Below are 15,785 nucleotides of genomic sequence, written 5' to 3'. Positions count from 1 at the left end.
GCGAATTATCTACACAACGCCAACATTGAAAAAAAAAGGAGTACCTATAGGTACTCCTTTTTATCTATCAAAATTAGCAATTAGTTTTTCGGCACTAATTTTAAGTCATGAAAATCAAAACTAAAGTCAGTCGCCCTTGATACTGCTTTCATGGTGGCGTAATTAATTCCACCATCTTCATTTAAATTAAAGTTAACAAATGCATCAGCCTTAAGCGTTTTATCATGCCAGCGAACAATAAAGGTATTATGTTGGTAGTGCTCTAAGGTGCCCTTTAATTCTGGGGTGTTACCAAATTGCATATGTAGCTTATTATTTTTAAATGTTATATGAATTTCGCCATACCAATCATCAACATAAGTCTGCGCATATTCACGTAATACTAATGAATGTGCTGAGTTTTTATGAACTGAATCTGCCGCTTTTGCTAGGCGCTTTTGTTCTTTAGCAGTCTTCGTTGTCTGTTTTGTATGATAATAAGCAATCCAATCTTTTTTAGGTAATTCAAGGTACTCATTTAAAATTTGATGATAAATTGCATTAACAGCGAAGCTCGACTGTTGATTAGTTAGAATCACCATAGCAAGCTCTTCTTCTGGCACCAAGACCACTTTAGAGACCATACCTAAAATACCACCACCGTGATGAAGTAGCTTCACCCCATGATAATCTTTCATAAACCAGCCTAAGCCATAAGCAGCAAAGTGCGTTTTATCTTGTTGAGTTGCTTCTGCTGTAACGGGCAATATAGTACGCGCTTGCCACATAAAGCGACTTTGTTCAGCTGAAAATAGACGAGGTGACTTTTCATCCTGTTTGATAGCATAAGCACCTTTATTTAACTGAGTCTGTAACCACAAGCTCATATCATTAGCGCTAGATGCTACTGAAGCTGCTGCACCAAATCTTTCTATAAAGTTGCCACCTACAACATTTAATTTTCCTTTAAGTGGCACATGCGCTCTGGCAACATTTTTATTACTTTCATCAATCAGTGAAAAAGCTGCACGAGTATTTTTCATACCAAGCGGAGTAAAAATACTCGCTTGCACCACCTCATTCCAAGTTTGTCCCGTAATACGAGCAATCACCTCTCCACCAACAATATAGAGCAAATTATCGTAAGCAAATTCACTACGAAAGCTTGAGGCTTCAGGTAAATATTTTATCCCTTTAATAACATCAGCATTAGTTAACGTAGTATGTGGCCAAATCATTAGATCACCTGCACCTTTACCTAAGCCAGAATTATGAGCTAGCAAGTCGGTAATGGTAAATTCACGGGTAACATAGGCATCAGGCATTTGAAATTCAGGAATAATATCAATAACCTTCGTTTGCCAAGTCAACTTGCCTTCATCCACTAGGTTGGCCAACAAAGCAGCGGTCATTGCTTTAGTATTTGAAGCAATACCAAATAGTGTGTCAGAGGTAACTTGAGCTGATTTACCATGCTCAACAACACCAAAACCTTTGCTCATTACCACCTTATTATCTTTGATGATAGCTACAGCTGCGCCGGGCACTTGAAAGGTACTCATGGCTTGAGTGATAGCTTGTTCAATCTTAATGTTTTTATCAACAACACTGCTTGCTTGAACTGGAGTAATTACAGACAAGATCAAGGTGACGGCAAACAATGCACAACTGATTAACTTCATATTCGCTTCCTGTATTAAGGGGATTATTTTATTTGAGCGTTAGGCTAGGCTTTGAATTCATTTAGCGACTATCAACGACTAAATAATCTCTATGCCTAAATTAGATAAACCTTCAGATAGGCTCATCTGCTTAGCTAGCTTACAAGTACGCTTATCGGCCGCAGCAAATTTAAGGAAATCGAACAGCTCATTTTGCGTGTCCTTTTCCCATTGCATGAGTGGATGTTCATCCATTTGCTCGGTAGTGATCGTGAGTTCTTCATCGGCGGACTCTTCAACTTCTTCAAGTAAAAGCAGCTCGACATAATAACTGACACTGTTATGGGATAGGCGACTGATGCTTTGGATATCGTCAATATCAATTTCCGATATTTTTTGTTTCTTCGATGGCTTAACTTGCATTAATTGCCACAAAGCCGAAAACGCCATACACGCATCAAGAGCAGGAAATACACCAAAGGAATCAAAGGCTTCAGGATCTGGGGTTTCAGCTTCTAATTTGAGTAATTGCGCCTCGCTATTAATTTTTACCGTACTACTGTTATCAAGCCATTGCCAAATAATATCGAGTTGATTACGTAATACTTTAGCATTACCGAAATCAGCGGCTTCACTAAACATTTGGTAATTGGGTAACATACGCTCAAGTAACGCTGCAGAGAAAGCAATTTGATGCCAATGACTTAACTTGGCAAAAGGAAGATGAATGGTCACTTAGATATATACTCAGTTGAGATAATTAGCTGGATTATACCCAAGCCTATTCAAAATGCGAATAAGCTTGGTTTTATCAAGGCTGTATTGTATACCCAAACTACCTGAAGATGTAGGTTTCAGCTGGAATTAGAAATGCCTTTAGGCAAGGCATTGATTGAAGAGAATAGTTATTCTATTGTCGAAATCAATAACGCAGCATAAAGCGTTTCTAAACCAGCCCTGCGGGGACGTGTGGGCAACCATGCTCTTCGTTGCCTCCTTTTTTAAGAGAATAACCCTTAATAAAAAGAGGCGCCTTGATCATGAATCGCTCAAGCATCCTGAAACACGCATCTTCAAGTGGTTTGGGTATATAGATATCGAAACAACTAACTGGTTAATTGCTTTTGAGCATACTCAAATTTCAATCGATATTCGGTCAACTTATGCTCCAACTCACTTGTTTGATCGTTAAACTGAGCCTTTTGCTCACCGTTATCACTGATTAACTGATGATTCTCATCGCGTAAGAATTTAATAGTTTCTCGCACCTTATTATTTTCTATTTCTTGTTTATCACGATTCTTATTAAAGCGTTGCAAGATATTTTCTTGCCCTTCTTGAGCAACCTTCACTTGCTCATTAAGTACTGTCACTTCTTGCTGATATAATTTTATATCATTTTGTTCAGTTGCTAATTTATGACTAAGTTGCTCGTTAGTTTTTTCTAATTCTATAATGTTTTGCTGCGCTGATGCTTGTAATTGTCTCGTTTGTTCAGCGCCCTCATGAATTGCTTTTATCTCATCAAGGTGTTGCTGTTTCACTTGTTCAGCGCCCTCATGAATTGCTTTTATCTCATCAAGGTGTTGCTGTTTTACTTGTTCAGCGCCCTCATGAATTGCTTTTATCTCATCAAGGTGGCGCTGTTTTACTTGTTCAGCGCCCTCATGAATTGCTTTTATCTCATCAAGGTGGCGCTGTTTTACTTGTTCCGCACCTTCATTAACTGCTTTTTTCTCATCAAGGTGTTGTTGTTTAATTTTTTCTGAACCTTCATTGATAGACTTTATTTCATCAAGAAGTTTTTGTTTATCAATGGCTGCTTGCTTAGTTAGCTTAATAATTTGTGCTTGAAAGTCTTGGCTTTTTTGTTCAGTTTGTTTATTTTTATCTTGCTCTGTATCAATTGATTTTTGTTGTGCTGATAACTGTTGTTGTAATTCAGCTTTGCCGTTTTGTTCCTGTTGAGCTTGTTCTGCTAACTGAGATATCTTCTGCTCTAAGTCTTTTACTTTACTGTCACTACTTTGCATTGCTTCCGCTTGCATACGAGAACTATCATCCTCGAGTTTCCGAAGTTTCTCTGTTAACACATCAATTTGTTGTTTGGCCGTCGCTTCAGTTTGGTTTTTAATCGTTATTACCGCTTCGCTTTGCTGCTTTTCATTTAACTGTAGTTTTTCAGTTAACGCATCAATTTTTTGTTTGGCTGTCGCTTCGGTTTGGTTTTTAATTGTTGTTAGTGCCTCACTGTGCTGCTTTTCATTTAACTGTAGTTTTTCAGTTAACGCATCAATTTTTTGTTTGGCTGTCGCTTCGGCTTGGTTTTTAACTGTTGTTAGTGCTTCGTTGTGTTGCTTTTCGTTCAGCTGAATTTTTTCTTTAGCAACAGTAAGCTGTGACATTAAACTTTGCTCTTGCTCAGTTAATACCATAATGCGGCCATTTAAACCGTCAATTTCTTGATTTTTATCATTAAGTGTTTGTTCTGTTTCCAGTAATTTTTCATCTAACTTATTATTACTGCTTTGCTTTTTATCTTGTTGCTGTGTTTTTTGCTGTTTTAAGTTAACAATTTCTTTTTCCAAAGATTCTATGGTCTCACTGTAATTAATAGTATTTTGAGTGAGTTCTACCTGGAAATTTTGCTTATTAGTTGCCTCATCAGCCTCTTTTTCAGCTAATGCTTGTTTAAGCTGGGTAACTTCTTTGAGTTGTGACTGTTGTTTTTCAGTAAAGTTTTTTTGTAATGATTGTTCTTTTTCTGATAGATATTGGTTTTGTTGATCAGTATTTTTACTCGTTTCCGTCTTAATTGCAGATGCTATTAAGTGAGTTAATTTATCTTCCACTTGAATGTAAATGTCACTAGCCAAACTTTGAATTTGTTCTTCGACATCCTTAGAAAATTTACTTTTATCGACCATATTATTCTCATTATTATAAATCGCTACTGCTTCTAAATTATCACAGCTGCATCTGCACAGGAATATGAAAAGTAATTTTTTTTAACAAAAAAGCAACAAAAAAGGGGCAAAAGCCCCTTTTAATATAATTTATAATTTTTTACGGTCAAAACGACAGGTGAATTAACTCTCTGCAACGCCTTCTTTTACTTCTTCTTTAGCTAGTGGTGCAATTTGGATGTTTGAAATTTGAGCCTTACCCGTTAGGTTTCGCAGTTGAACTAAACGATTCATTTGCCCTAAAGAACCTAACATCGCATAAATTGGCACAAATAAGCCACGTTTATGAAAATCTAAAACCTTATCATCGGCTAATGCTTTCACTTTATCTTCATTAACAGTAAAAATACCGGTAAGTTTTTTCTTTTCGCCACTACTCAAATCAATGTTCAATTCAAGCTCTTGTAATAAATCATTTTCTTCAAGTTCTTTAATAAAGTTTTCAGTCATTTTTTCATTTTCATATAAACGACCTAGTGAGTTTTGCACATTAGCTAATAACTCTGATTCTTTGCCGTCTGCTTCAAATAATGCAAGCTCTTTATCTTCAGCCACTAAAGCGCTATCAATATCAACACAAGCAGTTAAGGTATTTTCTTTGTCAGGATCTAAACCTAAAGCAAATGGTGCCATACCAATACTTTGTGGTAATGATAAACCACTCCATTTATCATCTTTATAATATAAGTTCTCACCTGCTTCTAAACCTAACATCGCAACACTTCGGTAACGTGGTGATTCAGGATTTTTAACTAATAACACAGGAAAACTTGCTGATGCTTGCGCATATTCAGCAGCGGTTAATGAAACAATGTGCTGACCAGCAGCATGTGCAAGATCGCGCTTGCTAGCAAGTTTAAGATTTTGGTGTTGTTCTTTTCTAACAGGGACGAAATTAGCCATGACTTTATCTCTTGTAAATGCTTTTATGGAGCATATTTTTTAATATTATAATTGAATTGCAATAACTAGAATGAATTACTGCGTTGTTATAAGTTATGGAGACACTTCATTAGCTTTCAATGCTAAACTGCACATTATTTTCTAAATGATACAAAAAATACGAAGATGGCTATGAAGGTATTTGCTTTAATCACTGCATTATTATTCTCTGTTAGTGCGTTAGCTATGCCTAAAATAACAGTAAAACATCAACGTAATGCCCTAGGTTTTGCGCAAGTTCAAGTAAGCAACGACACGATGGAAAATTTAATTTGTCATGTTGCCATTGATGGTAATAAAGTCTTGTTTCGTCTCCAAGCAATGGGATATTCAAGATGGTTTACCGCGACAGATATCCGTTATAACCATACTAACTTCAGTGTTTGGTGTGATTATTTGAGATTACATCCTAAATACCAAAAAAAGTAAAATTCTAAACATCAGTGTTAAAAGAAGCTATTTCCATCGGTAAAGTGATGAAAGTCATTGTTCAATAGCCCAAGCTTTAACGAAAAATTTCTTGTACACTAGCGCCGTTTTTAATCATATCTACGGACGCTTTATGTTGCATACGCTTTCTCAACTTCGCTCTGGCGAACTCGCCGGCATTAGCCAATTAAAATTATCTGAAAATCTAAACACATTCCCATTAGAAATTTTAACGTTAGCAGACAGCTTAGAAATCCTAGATTTATCTAATAATGCCTTATCATCACTACCTGATGAGTTAGCACAATTGACAAAATTAAAGATTATTTTCGCTTCACAGAATCAATTTGAACACTTGCCAGAAGTCTTAGGACAGTTACCAAACCTTGAGATGGTTGGCTTTAAATCGAACCAAATAAAACAAGTGGCGGAGCATTCATTACCTGCTCAATTACGTTGGTTAATTTTAACGGATAACTTAATTGAAACATTACCAAATAGTTTAGGTGAGCGACCAAGGTTACAAAAATTAGCCTTGGCGGGTAACCAATTAACGCATTTACCGCAAACATTAGCGCAAGCCCATAATTTGGAACTCGTACGTATTTCTGCAAATAAACTAACAGAATGCCCTGAACAATTATTGAACCTGCCGAATTTGGCCTGGTTTGCCTTTGCTGGTAACCCTTTTACCGCAGTTGAGCCTACAACTCACAGTGAGTCTTACACCAAAGTTAAGTCCGTTCCTGAACTATCATCAACAAGCTACACCTTAGAAAATGTATTAGGTCAGGGTGCCTCGGGTGTTATTTCAAAGGCACACTGGAATAGCCCGCAATCACAATTTCCTGAAGATATTGCAGTAAAAGTATTTAAAGGTGAAATTACCAGTGATGGTTACCCACAAGATGAATTACAAGCTTGTTTGCAAGTAGGCTATCACCCAAATTTAGTAGAATCATTAGCGCAAGTGAATGAAGACAACTATCTTGCGTTAATCATGACGCTGATCCCTGAAAATTATCAAAACCTAGGTTTACCTCCTTGCTTTAACAGCTGCACCCGAGATACCTTTTCACAGGGTTTCAGTTTACCTATTACGCTTATTAGTAACATTGTTAGTCAGATGCAAGATGTGTTCGCACACTTGCATAAAAATCAAGTATGTCATGGTGATTTATACGCGCATAACACTTTATTTGATAGCCAAGGTAATATCATTTTCGGCGATTTTGGTGCTGCCACTAGCTATCAAATGCTAACGCCTGCACAACAAGAGAAAGTTAAAAATATTGAGAGCAAGGCGTTAAACCATTTTATCGATGACTTACTGAGTATTTGTGCTGAGCAAGATAAAACAACTAAAGCATTCGACACGCTAAAAGCGCATATAAGTGCTTAATAGCTGATTTACTTCATAACTAATTGCTGCAAGCTGAAACAAGGAAGTTACTATGCGTTTAACAGGAAAACTCATTAGATGGAACACCGATAAAGCCTTTGGTTTTATAACACCAAATGGCGGTGGTGATACTATTTTTATACACAAAACGGCTTTGAAAAACCGAAATAGAACACCCAAAATCAACGATATTATTAGCTTCTCAGTAATACAAGATAACCAGGGGAGATATTGCGCAGATCAGGCGACATTTTCTGGTGAAAAATCACCTAAGAAAAAATTCAAAAACGTAAGTACATTCTCGATTTATCTATCCCTAATATTCACTACTTTGGTAGCCGTTGCTTATTTTCTTGGTTACTTGCCCCAGAAAATATTACTGGTTTACTTAGGCGTTAGTCTTATGACTTTTATAGCCTATGCCCTTGATAAGTCAAAAGCACAGCGGGGAAAATGGCGCACACAAGAAAGCACTTTGCACTTATTAGCACTACTTGGCGGTTGGCCTGGCGCTGCTCTTGCACAACAATTGCTTAGACATAAATCTAAAAAGAAGGAGTTTAGGGTAACCTTTTGGTTTACCGTAGTTATTAATACCGCAACGCTAGTTTGGTTGATGACGGCTCAAGGGAGGCCATTTTTAAGTTATTTTTCTTAGCCCTGTCAGTGACCTAATAATCACCAATCATTATTTATTTAAAGTTATACCAATTCGATTAAATTTATTCCCACCTCCGAGCTATGTCAGAAGAGCTATAACAAATAAAATTTGTGCTGATATAGTCATTCGATATCTAATAAATTTGTGCAGTTATTGCTGTTCTGACAAGCTCCCAAGGGCGAGTACCTAATAAAAAGTAAAGGCTTACATACAGTGTTATTGATTTTGATAAGGACGCTGCATGGATGCAGCTTATTAGAGAATGCAGGAGCATATTCTCCTGAATAACCATTCTCTTCAATCAATGCCTAGTCTCTAAGCCTTTTAATTCTCGCTGAGTGGGAAATAACTTAATGGACTTGGTATTAGATCTATCAACTTCATTTGCACTTTGAAAGATCTCCTCCCACATAGCATCACGCTTACAAAATCTGACATTTTTCAACACAAACATGACATTTTTTAAAAACTAATGCCATAGATAGAAGGTCAGTCCATCAATAGAATAATTCCAAGTTTATTAAAAAACCAAAAAATGAAGGAAATATTCAATGGTACCAACCAATAGAACACTTATTGCCTCTGCAATAATAGCGACAAGTCTATTAGCTGCATGTGGCGACTCTAGCTCAAAGAGTAATGTAACAACAGATAAAGCTGTTACCACGCCAGTTAACTCATTCAAGACTGTAGCATGTAAGAGTATGCTGCCTTCCGCTAAAGTAGCCCTTTTGACTGAGGGTGCGAGTTGTGGCTATCTGACCGTGCCAGAAAAACATGCTCTATATGGTCAGACCGCTTCAGATAAAAAGATTGAAATAGCAGTACTCAAGCTAGCTTCTACTTCAACAAATAAACAAGCCGACCCTGTTGTTTATCTTCAAGGTGGCCCTGGAGGCAGTGCCAGTTCAAGTATTGCTCAAGTGATAAAGACAGCTACTTTTATCAATGACAGAGACGTATATTTAGTCGACCAACGCGGTACTGGTTATTCAAAGCCCGCACTACTTTGCACTGAGTTTGATGAAGCAGGTACACCTGACCAAGTACAGGCGTGTAAAGCAAGATTAGAAAATTCTGGAGTGGATTTAAATGCTTATCATAGCGTACATAATGCCATGGACATTATTCAGCTCAGAACCGCATTAAAAATATCACAATGGAATTTGTACGGTATTTCTTATGGCACACGATTAGCCACAACTATCATGCGAGAAAAATAGCGAAGGCATTCGCAGTGTCATCTTAGATGGTATGTTTCCGATAGAAGTTAACGGTATCTCTGATACGCCATGGGCGAACTATGAATCACTGAATCAAATAATTAAAAACTGTGAGAATACCGACGATTGCCCTCCTGAAGAAGTAAAAGCGGTTATCGAAGATATTATTGCCCGTATGCATAATGAAGGCATGGTAAAAGAGAGTCGAGAATTTATCCAAACCTTGCTTAACATGTCCTCTGAATCAGTTATCCTTGACTACTTGTTAGCGGTTAATAAAGATATCAGTAAGTATGCATCTGCCTTAGATACAATCACTGAAGAGCAGAATGAAGGTGATGAACAAGGCGAGGAAGAGCTTTTTTATAATGCGATGGGATTATCTACTGTTTGTGCAGAAGAATATCCATTTCTTAATATAACCGCTTTAGTTGATGATAATAGTCAAGGTTGGTCGGCAAGTACCCAACTAGCGGTGAATGGCATGTTTCATATGGGCTTTGATGCCGCATCTTGTAAAGCTTGGGATGTAGCCTCAGCAAATGATATTGAGACACAAGCCGTTACCAGTGATCTTCCTGTATTAATTCTCAATGGTCTGCAGGATCCGCAGACACCTGCTGCTTGGGGAACGTTAGTCGCGAAAAACATGCCTAATGCACAAAGTGTGACTAACCCACAAGGCGGTCATGGGCAATTGTTTTCAGGCTTAAGTTGTTTTGACACTATGGCCGCTAATTTTTTAGCTAATCCAAATAAAACGCTTGAGACTAGTTGTGTTTCAGATATTGCGGAACTAAGTTACGAAGCCAGTGATCAAGAAGAATCTGCGAACTTTACTTTTAAAGGTGATGATAGCAGTGCAGATACCGTTTACATGAATGGAGTTATCGGCTCAGACACCTTAAAAGTCATGCAAAAACTGTTTAGCGATTATCCTCAGGTCAAAACTATTGTCATGCAAAATGTACCTGGTTCTATGGATGATGAGATTAATTTGTTAGCATCAACGGAACTAAGAAATCACGGTATTAACACACATATTCCTGCTGACGGCATGGTAGCCTCAGGCGGTACCGATATGTTTTTAGCTGGTGTTAAACGTACCGTTGAAGCTGGAGCTAGATTAGGGGTTCATTCGTGGAGTGACGGCAGTGGTACGGCTGCTCTTGATTACCCAAGAGATCATCAAGAGCATGTTAAATACCTAGATTATTATAGAGTCATGGGAATTCCTGCTGACTTTTATTGGTATACCCTTGAGGCTGCATCTGCTGAAAATATACATTGGATGACAACACAAGAAATTACTCAATACGGCATATTAGCAGAGTAAGTATTATCTCTTATCGGGCTATTTTATCGCACTTATATAGCAATAAAATAGCCGTTTAAGTTGACTCTATAACCCTGGATGAGGCGAGTAGTAAGGAAAGCCAAAGTGATTTAGTTTGTTTTTTGAAATCGTGAGTATCAATTACTCAATGTATTTTCAATCTGCAGAGCAACGAAAAGGTCAACAAGCACATTGAGATAAAGAGAGAAATGGCTAACTGTCCTTGCAACTTACACAATGGACGCTTCTAGTATACTAGCGCCTGCTTCGTTTCAATATTTTTAAACCATGAATACATAGGTTTTGTTCCGGCGTTATCTAGATTAGGAGCTTGGCGCATGGTATTTAAATCTTCTACGCTGATAGTTCGCATTTCTACACTAAAGCGTGTCTCACTAGACGTATTTGGTACACTGGCATGTAACTGTGCACTAGCAAAATTTAAAACGTCACCTGGCTGTATTATCAACTTTACGACTCCATCCTCGTTAACTTTTTCAATTGGTGATGGGGCACTGGGATAGTCGAAAATACGCTCCCTTTGCGCTTCATTTCGTTTTTCTAACAAGGTATCAAAACACCACGTTGCGGTTGTATTAGCTAGTGGTTTTCCCCAATAATCCGGATAGATAGCAATAGTACGTTCAGTTGTTAAATCAAAAATAGGGGCCCACCAGTTTTGTTGGCAATTAATATTGCTACCCCAAGTATCTCTATGATAACCAATCGCAGCACGGTCTGCCCCTTTGTGTTGTTCTGCGAACGGTACAACTCTCAACGGGAAATGGTCGTAATAGCAAACCTTTGGGTCTATACCGCATTCATTGAGTACGTGAAAAAATAACTGCCGTGCTTTTTCACTGCATCGAAATTGGGTCTGTGCAGCACCCGTTGCTTTTAAAAAATCTTGCTTATTCAGTTGATGCTGGGCATGAGTTGGATCTAATTCGCCCAAGTGTTCCTTTAATAAAGCTTTTGTGAATTCAATTAGCTCAATCATGGATTCACGTTGGGTATAAACTAATAAATGGCCAGTAAATAGCAATTCAGCTCTTTCTTGATCATCGATTGGATGATTTAGGTGTATAACTTTCATACGATCTTTCCCAAAATTTTTTTGACTAAACCAGCCCATTTTCAATTTTTTATAAAATATCTACAAATGTTAACTCATGAAAAAGATATTCCAATAAATTCATCTACTAAAGCCAATTTATGTAGCGACAATAAAGTTTGTCCATAGCAGGCATTTTTTCCCTTAAAGTTTGTCCACAATTCAAATTTAGGAAATATGAATCTGTATATATTTAGCACTTATTGCTAAGCCCTGTTAATGTAATAATTAACTTTTTTTATATAGAAAATAGGCTACTAACCTCTTCAAGAAACAATACGATATTAACTTATAACCCTATTGGCAGACTTAATACATTAACTTCTGGAGGCAATACAAAGAAGTTTATCTATGATAGGAATGCACTTATTGTAGAATATAGTGGCAATTAATAATTAATCGATTTATTCACGGTCAAGGGGTTGATAACCCACTAATATCCTATAACGGTAGCAGCGTCAGTTCAACTAATCGCCAGTTTTTACACAGTAACCATCAAGGTTCAATTATAAATTAATAAAGAAAAATTAGCAGTGACACAAAAGATCGGGACTCCTATACTTTACTGTGATTAAAAAAAGCAATAAATAGCAGGCCCCCCACTTAAACAAAGGGGTCAGGTAAACTTAAAGTGACAGGTTTTCGTTGTGTCAAAAGTTATTTGAATCCAAAGCCTCGCTAGTCGGGGCTTTTTGTTGGCTCCGAATTGAATTCAATCACATGATAGGATTCTTGCGTGAAATCAAACTTATATTTATTAGATAATAGTCTATTTATATTTAAACTTATTAGTATGTTAGTCTTTAACTCTAAGGGATTACTTCGCTCCATGGATTGGCACTATTTTATGATTATTTCCAATCAGTAATTTCAAGTCGTAATTAACTATATTTACAAATAAATAGCGACAGCTACTCATTTGGATCAGAACAATGAAATTTTAAAATTGATCTTCTTTATTACAACTTGAATCAAAGTCTCGTTAGTTGGACTGTATACAGCAAAAAAATAACTGTATTTTTATACAGGTGCGCTATAATAATTTATGTAGCCGCATAATGAAAAATAATAAAAAGGAAAATATTGTGGCAATTAATCACGTAATCATTCACGAAGTAAAACGAGATGAAGATGGTGGTCGAGTTGATGAAAATTTGCGTGCAGAAAGAAATAATGCAGCAGGACTTGCTGGATCTTTAACAGATGATTTGATCTCACTTTTTACACATTCAACTTTAAACATAGGAGAGTTTGCTGTTGACGGTGATTGTGAGTTAATTCCGCCATTTGAACAAACTCTTCAAGCTCATTATGAACACTTAACTTGTGATGACTTTGTGGCGATGACGCAAAACATGGCAAGACGTTACGCTAGAGTTATGCGTAGACCAAATCTTCAATCTGTTAAAGGTGGCCTGTTAGTTTTTTATGAGTATGAAAATCGAGGTAAAGCTTGGCTAGCTTTAGCTGTTTTGCAAAGAGCTGATGGTTACAATACCTCTGCTGACCTTGATTTAGAACCTTCTCAAATTATTGACATTAATAAGCTTCATTTGGGGGCAGCAATTAATTTGACTGATTGGGAAGAGAATTTATCAACTAGATATATTAAATTTAAAACAGGTCTTGCTGCTGAAGTTCGTGACTATTTTGAAGAATATATTGGTTGTCAAAGAGATAAGCAAGCGGCAATTTTAGAAACTAAAAATCTTAAAAAAGCTGTTCAAGATTACGCTCAAAATTCACTTAATTTAAGCGAAGACAATACACAGCAAAAAATCGACGATGCTCATGGCTTTATTAAAGAGAAACAAAAATCTGGTGAGGAAGTAAAGCTTTCCGATGTGGCTAATAGAGTATTTCCCGAAAGTCCTGATGACTTTTTAGATGTAGCCAGAAATACTTATGACGTAGGTGAAGAAATTGCTATTAGTAATGCTGAACTAAAAAAATACCTGAGGATTTCCGGTAAATCTGGCGGTGTATCGATAAGCTTTGATAGGAACTTGTTGGGTAGTCAGGTTATTTATAGTGGCGATGGAAAACTTACATTCAACGAAATACCTGCGGCATTAGAAACTGAGATCACCGAAGAGTTAAACAACAGAAGACAAAATAACTAATGGATCTACAAACCCTTAATACATATAGCGATATAAGAAAAGTGATGGAAGCTTGTGAATATTCACAAGGCCATCTTGTGTCTGGGTTTGTAGAGTTAACAAAAGAAAACATAGATAAGCTAGCAGAACTTGTTGGTTGTGAGTTGTGCTCAGCAGGAATTGAACTGTATAGCGATGGAGATTTAAAAGTTCATAAGGAGCTACCAGCTTTTCAATTTGAAGACAAATTTGTCAATTTCAAAGTGAAGGTTGAACTCGTTACTTTAAAAATACACGATCAATACTTTATTGGTGACAACTGGGGCAAGTTGCTATCTTATTCAAACTACGTTTTAAATCCTGTCGAGTTTGTATTTGTTGCTAACGAAATGACTGTTCATAGTGAGCTAACACGGTCTGAAAAATTTACTCGTTATAAAAATGCAGCTAAAGTTTGCCAATTGATTAAGCAAGTGGCGAATGACGTAACAGCATCAGAAGATTACCTTATTATTTTTGGTCAAAGCTTATCCGTTAATTTTGCTATTGATGAGACTGCACTAACTCATGATATTGACCCTGAATCATTGGAAGAACTACTTTCAAGAGATCCGCATAAAGAGGCAAAAACAGGACTAGTTAGAGAAGCGCTAGTCACCTTTTTGAAAAATATAGATAAGGCCAAAAGGTTTACTTATTTATTGACTCACTTTAATGCTTTTGCAACTCAGCTTCTTGCAAGTTACGAGCAATATGTTAACAACTACTCTTTTGACAAAGTAAGGCGTGAGCATCAAGAAAAGAAAACAGAATATATATGCAAAATTAATAAAGTATTCGATGATGTAGCTACTAAAACATTTGCTATCCCAGCAGGTGTTTGGCTTGCTGCAAGCAAGATAGAAGAAGGTGGTTTCGGGTCATTAATATTTTATAAAAATATAGTTTTTGTATTAATAGTCTTTGTTTTAGCCGTTATCGTTTGTCTCAATTTACTAGGGCAATTTAGTAGTTTATCTGCAATTAAGAATGAATACACACCACTATTCGAGAGGCTAAAAAAAGAAAAAGGTATTGATGAGGCTGAAGTCACCATATACCTTAATGATTTAAAAGATAGAGACGGTATCGTTTGGTGGAAACTATCCGCTTCAATGTTTGTAGCAATTATTATGTTTATAATTGTTATAGCTTTAGTTTGTGGTGCAACGAGTTAAGGTTCATCTTTAACTTTGCTCTCAAGGTTAGCGAAATTGTTTTGTTATCTTTGCCACCAAGGTTTAATTAGTTGATTCTTTCAAAAGTGTTTTTACTAGATCTTCTGACTTAATCGCAGAGTCTTCTATGGCTTTAATGAACTTTCTTTGCTGTAACAACATCATCAAATTTATCACTAGGATTTGTTTTAGATTTTAAACATACGTTATAGTCCGCCATTTCAATTTCAACTCAAATGTTTTTTAATAAATGGAAATGCAGATAATAATATTGACAGCAATGCAAAGGACCAAGCAAACGGAGGGGCATCCCACCATAAAGTCTTCAACGATTCTTCCCAAAAATTAAGCCATGATATTTTTGAACTCATAATAACTTCTAAATTAGATGGCGAGCATACCGATTGACAGAAAGTATCAAAATGATAGCCTCCAGTATCATCTACGCCCTTTTCAAAGGCTGCTTTAATCGCAGCTGCATCAAATTTCAGGTCTTCTATATAATGTTTTGCTAAATTATCGAATAGCGGTATAAAACAAAGTAGCGAAAATACATTTCCTAACACTGATTGTAAAAACTTAGGTACCATCTTTAAAAATGGTAAAAAATCACCAACAGCTACAAACAAAAGCAACAAATTTAAAGCTGCAAAAATCATGTATATTTTGACTTCAAGAGAACCAAAAAAAGTAACAATAAATGCTATGGTAATAAAGTGAAGTGTAAAATCTATTTTTGAACCGAACATTGCT

At 36.6% G+C, this 15,785-nt stretch carries 13 protein-coding genes; 7 read left to right on the top strand and 6 right to left on the bottom strand.

From position 1 onward, the window contains the following. Positions 1-80 precede the first annotated feature (80 nt). The 4 genes from CXF79_RS06145 to CXF79_RS06130 all read right to left on the bottom strand — a co-directional run bounded on the left by CXF79_RS06145 (position 81) and on the right by CXF79_RS06130 (position 5,509). On the bottom strand, positions 81-1,661 hold the full coding sequence (locus CXF79_RS06145; protein WP_101154353.1) for a serine hydrolase: 1,581 nt from the start codon (positions 1,659-1,661) through the stop codon (positions 81-83). A 78-nt stretch (positions 1,662-1,739) separates the two neighbouring features. Then, positions 1,740-2,375, bottom strand: coding sequence for a YjaG family protein (locus CXF79_RS06140; RefSeq protein WP_101154352.1), 636 nt, complete (start codon positions 2,373-2,375; stop codon positions 1,740-1,742). Positions 2,376-2,746: 371 nt separating this feature from the next. Then, positions 2,747-4,567: a hypothetical protein gene (locus tag CXF79_RS06135; protein ID WP_101154351.1), complete on the bottom strand. Its 1,821-nt coding sequence runs from the start codon at positions 4,565-4,567 to the stop codon at positions 2,747-2,749. Between the two features lie 162 nt (positions 4,568-4,729). Next, complete coding sequence (locus CXF79_RS06130; RefSeq protein ID WP_011041026.1) at positions 4,730-5,509, bottom strand: SapC family protein; 780 nt, start codon at positions 5,507-5,509, stop codon at positions 4,730-4,732. A gap of 171 nt (positions 5,510-5,680) precedes the next feature. On the opposite strand from CXF79_RS06130, the gene CXF79_RS06125 reads away from it, so the two are divergent. From CXF79_RS06125 to CXF79_RS23580, 5 genes are all read left to right on the top strand, one after another. Further along, positions 5,681-5,977 carry a hypothetical protein gene (locus tag CXF79_RS06125; RefSeq protein ID WP_011041025.1) on the top strand — a complete coding sequence of 99 codons (297 nt, stop codon included), beginning with the start codon at positions 5,681-5,683 and terminating at the stop codon, positions 5,975-5,977. A 136-nt stretch (positions 5,978-6,113) separates the two neighbouring features. Beyond that, a complete protein-coding gene (locus CXF79_RS06120) occupies positions 6,114-7,379 on the top strand; it encodes a leucine-rich repeat-containing protein kinase family protein (protein ID WP_101154459.1) in 1,266 nt (421 codons plus the stop codon). A gap of 52 nt (positions 7,380-7,431) precedes the next feature. Further along, positions 7,432-8,037, top strand: coding sequence for a DUF1294 domain-containing protein (locus tag CXF79_RS06115; protein ID WP_101154349.1), 606 nt, complete (start codon positions 7,432-7,434; stop codon positions 8,035-8,037). Positions 8,038-8,591: 554 nt separating this feature from the next. Further along, complete coding sequence (locus CXF79_RS23585; RefSeq protein WP_232769091.1) at positions 8,592-9,263, top strand: alpha/beta fold hydrolase; 672 nt, start codon at positions 8,592-8,594, stop codon at positions 9,261-9,263. Positions 9,264-9,294: 31 nt separating this feature from the next. Continuing rightward, on the top strand, positions 9,295-10,599 hold the full coding sequence (locus CXF79_RS23580) for an alpha/beta hydrolase (RefSeq protein WP_232769090.1): 1,305 nt from the start codon (positions 9,295-9,297) through the stop codon (positions 10,597-10,599). 247 nt (positions 10,600-10,846) lie between these two features. Here CXF79_RS23580 and CXF79_RS06100 read toward each other — a convergent pair whose 3' ends face one another. Continuing rightward, positions 10,847-11,695 (bottom strand): hypothetical protein, encoded by an 849-nt coding sequence (locus tag CXF79_RS06100; RefSeq protein ID WP_101154458.1) that lies wholly within the window; start codon positions 11,693-11,695, stop codon positions 10,847-10,849. 1,076 nt (positions 11,696-12,771) lie between these two features. Between CXF79_RS06100 and CXF79_RS06095 the strand changes: the two genes are divergently transcribed. Both CXF79_RS06095 and CXF79_RS06090 read left to right on the top strand, forming a co-directional pair. Further along, on the top strand, positions 12,772-13,836 hold the full coding sequence (locus CXF79_RS06095; protein ID WP_232769089.1) for a nucleoid-associated protein: 1,065 nt from the start codon (positions 12,772-12,774) through the stop codon (positions 13,834-13,836). Positions 13,837-13,880: 44 nt separating this feature from the next. Continuing rightward, positions 13,881-15,032, top strand: a complete 1,152-nt coding sequence (locus CXF79_RS06090; protein WP_101154346.1) for a hypothetical protein — start codon at positions 13,881-13,883, stop codon at positions 15,030-15,032. Between the two features lie 227 nt (positions 15,033-15,259). Here the strand turns inward: CXF79_RS06090 and CXF79_RS06085 are convergent, their stop codons facing one another. Further along, positions 15,260-15,781, bottom strand: coding sequence for a hypothetical protein (locus tag CXF79_RS06085; RefSeq protein ID WP_101154345.1), 522 nt, complete (start codon positions 15,779-15,781; stop codon positions 15,260-15,262). Positions 15,782-15,785 lie beyond the last annotated feature (4 nt).

Origin of the sequence: Colwellia sp. Bg11-28 (genome assembly GCF_002836245.1) — a bacterium.
In the GTDB taxonomy this organism is placed as follows: Bacteria; Pseudomonadota; Gammaproteobacteria; order Enterobacterales; family Alteromonadaceae; genus Colwellia; species Colwellia psychrerythraea_A.
This window is presented reverse-complemented; position numbering and strand designations above follow the sequence as displayed.

Excerpts from the sequence above, each read along its gene's own strand:
- CXF79_RS06095 (WP_232769089.1), top strand. The coding sequence starts at position 12,772 with ATGAAAAATAATAAAAAGGAAAATATTGTGGCAATTAATCACGTAATC.
- CXF79_RS06085 (WP_101154345.1), bottom strand. The coding sequence starts at position 15,781 with ATGTTCGGTTCAAAAATAGATTTTACACTTCACTTTATTACCATAGCA.
- CXF79_RS06125 (WP_011041025.1), top strand. The coding sequence starts at position 5,681 with ATGAAGGTATTTGCTTTAATCACTGCATTATTATTCTCTGTTAGTGCG.
- CXF79_RS06090 (WP_101154346.1), top strand. The coding sequence starts at position 13,881 with ATGGAAGCTTGTGAATATTCACAAGGCCATCTTGTGTCTGGGTTTGTA.
- CXF79_RS06130 (WP_011041026.1), bottom strand. The coding sequence starts at position 5,509 with ATGGCTAATTTCGTCCCTGTTAGAAAAGAACAACACCAAAATCTTAAA.
- CXF79_RS06145 (WP_101154353.1), bottom strand. The coding sequence starts at position 1,661 with ATGAAGTTAATCAGTTGTGCATTGTTTGCCGTCACCTTGATCTTGTCT.
- CXF79_RS23580 (WP_232769090.1), top strand. The coding sequence starts at position 9,295 with ATGTTTCCGATAGAAGTTAACGGTATCTCTGATACGCCATGGGCGAAC.
- CXF79_RS06115 (WP_101154349.1), top strand. The coding sequence starts at position 7,432 with ATGCGTTTAACAGGAAAACTCATTAGATGGAACACCGATAAAGCCTTT.
- CXF79_RS06135 (WP_101154351.1), bottom strand. The coding sequence starts at position 4,567 with ATGGTCGATAAAAGTAAATTTTCTAAGGATGTCGAAGAACAAATTCAA.
- CXF79_RS23585 (WP_232769091.1), top strand. The coding sequence starts at position 8,592 with ATGGTACCAACCAATAGAACACTTATTGCCTCTGCAATAATAGCGACA.
- CXF79_RS06100 (WP_101154458.1), bottom strand. The coding sequence starts at position 11,695 with ATGAAAGTTATACACCTAAATCATCCAATCGATGATCAAGAAAGAGCT.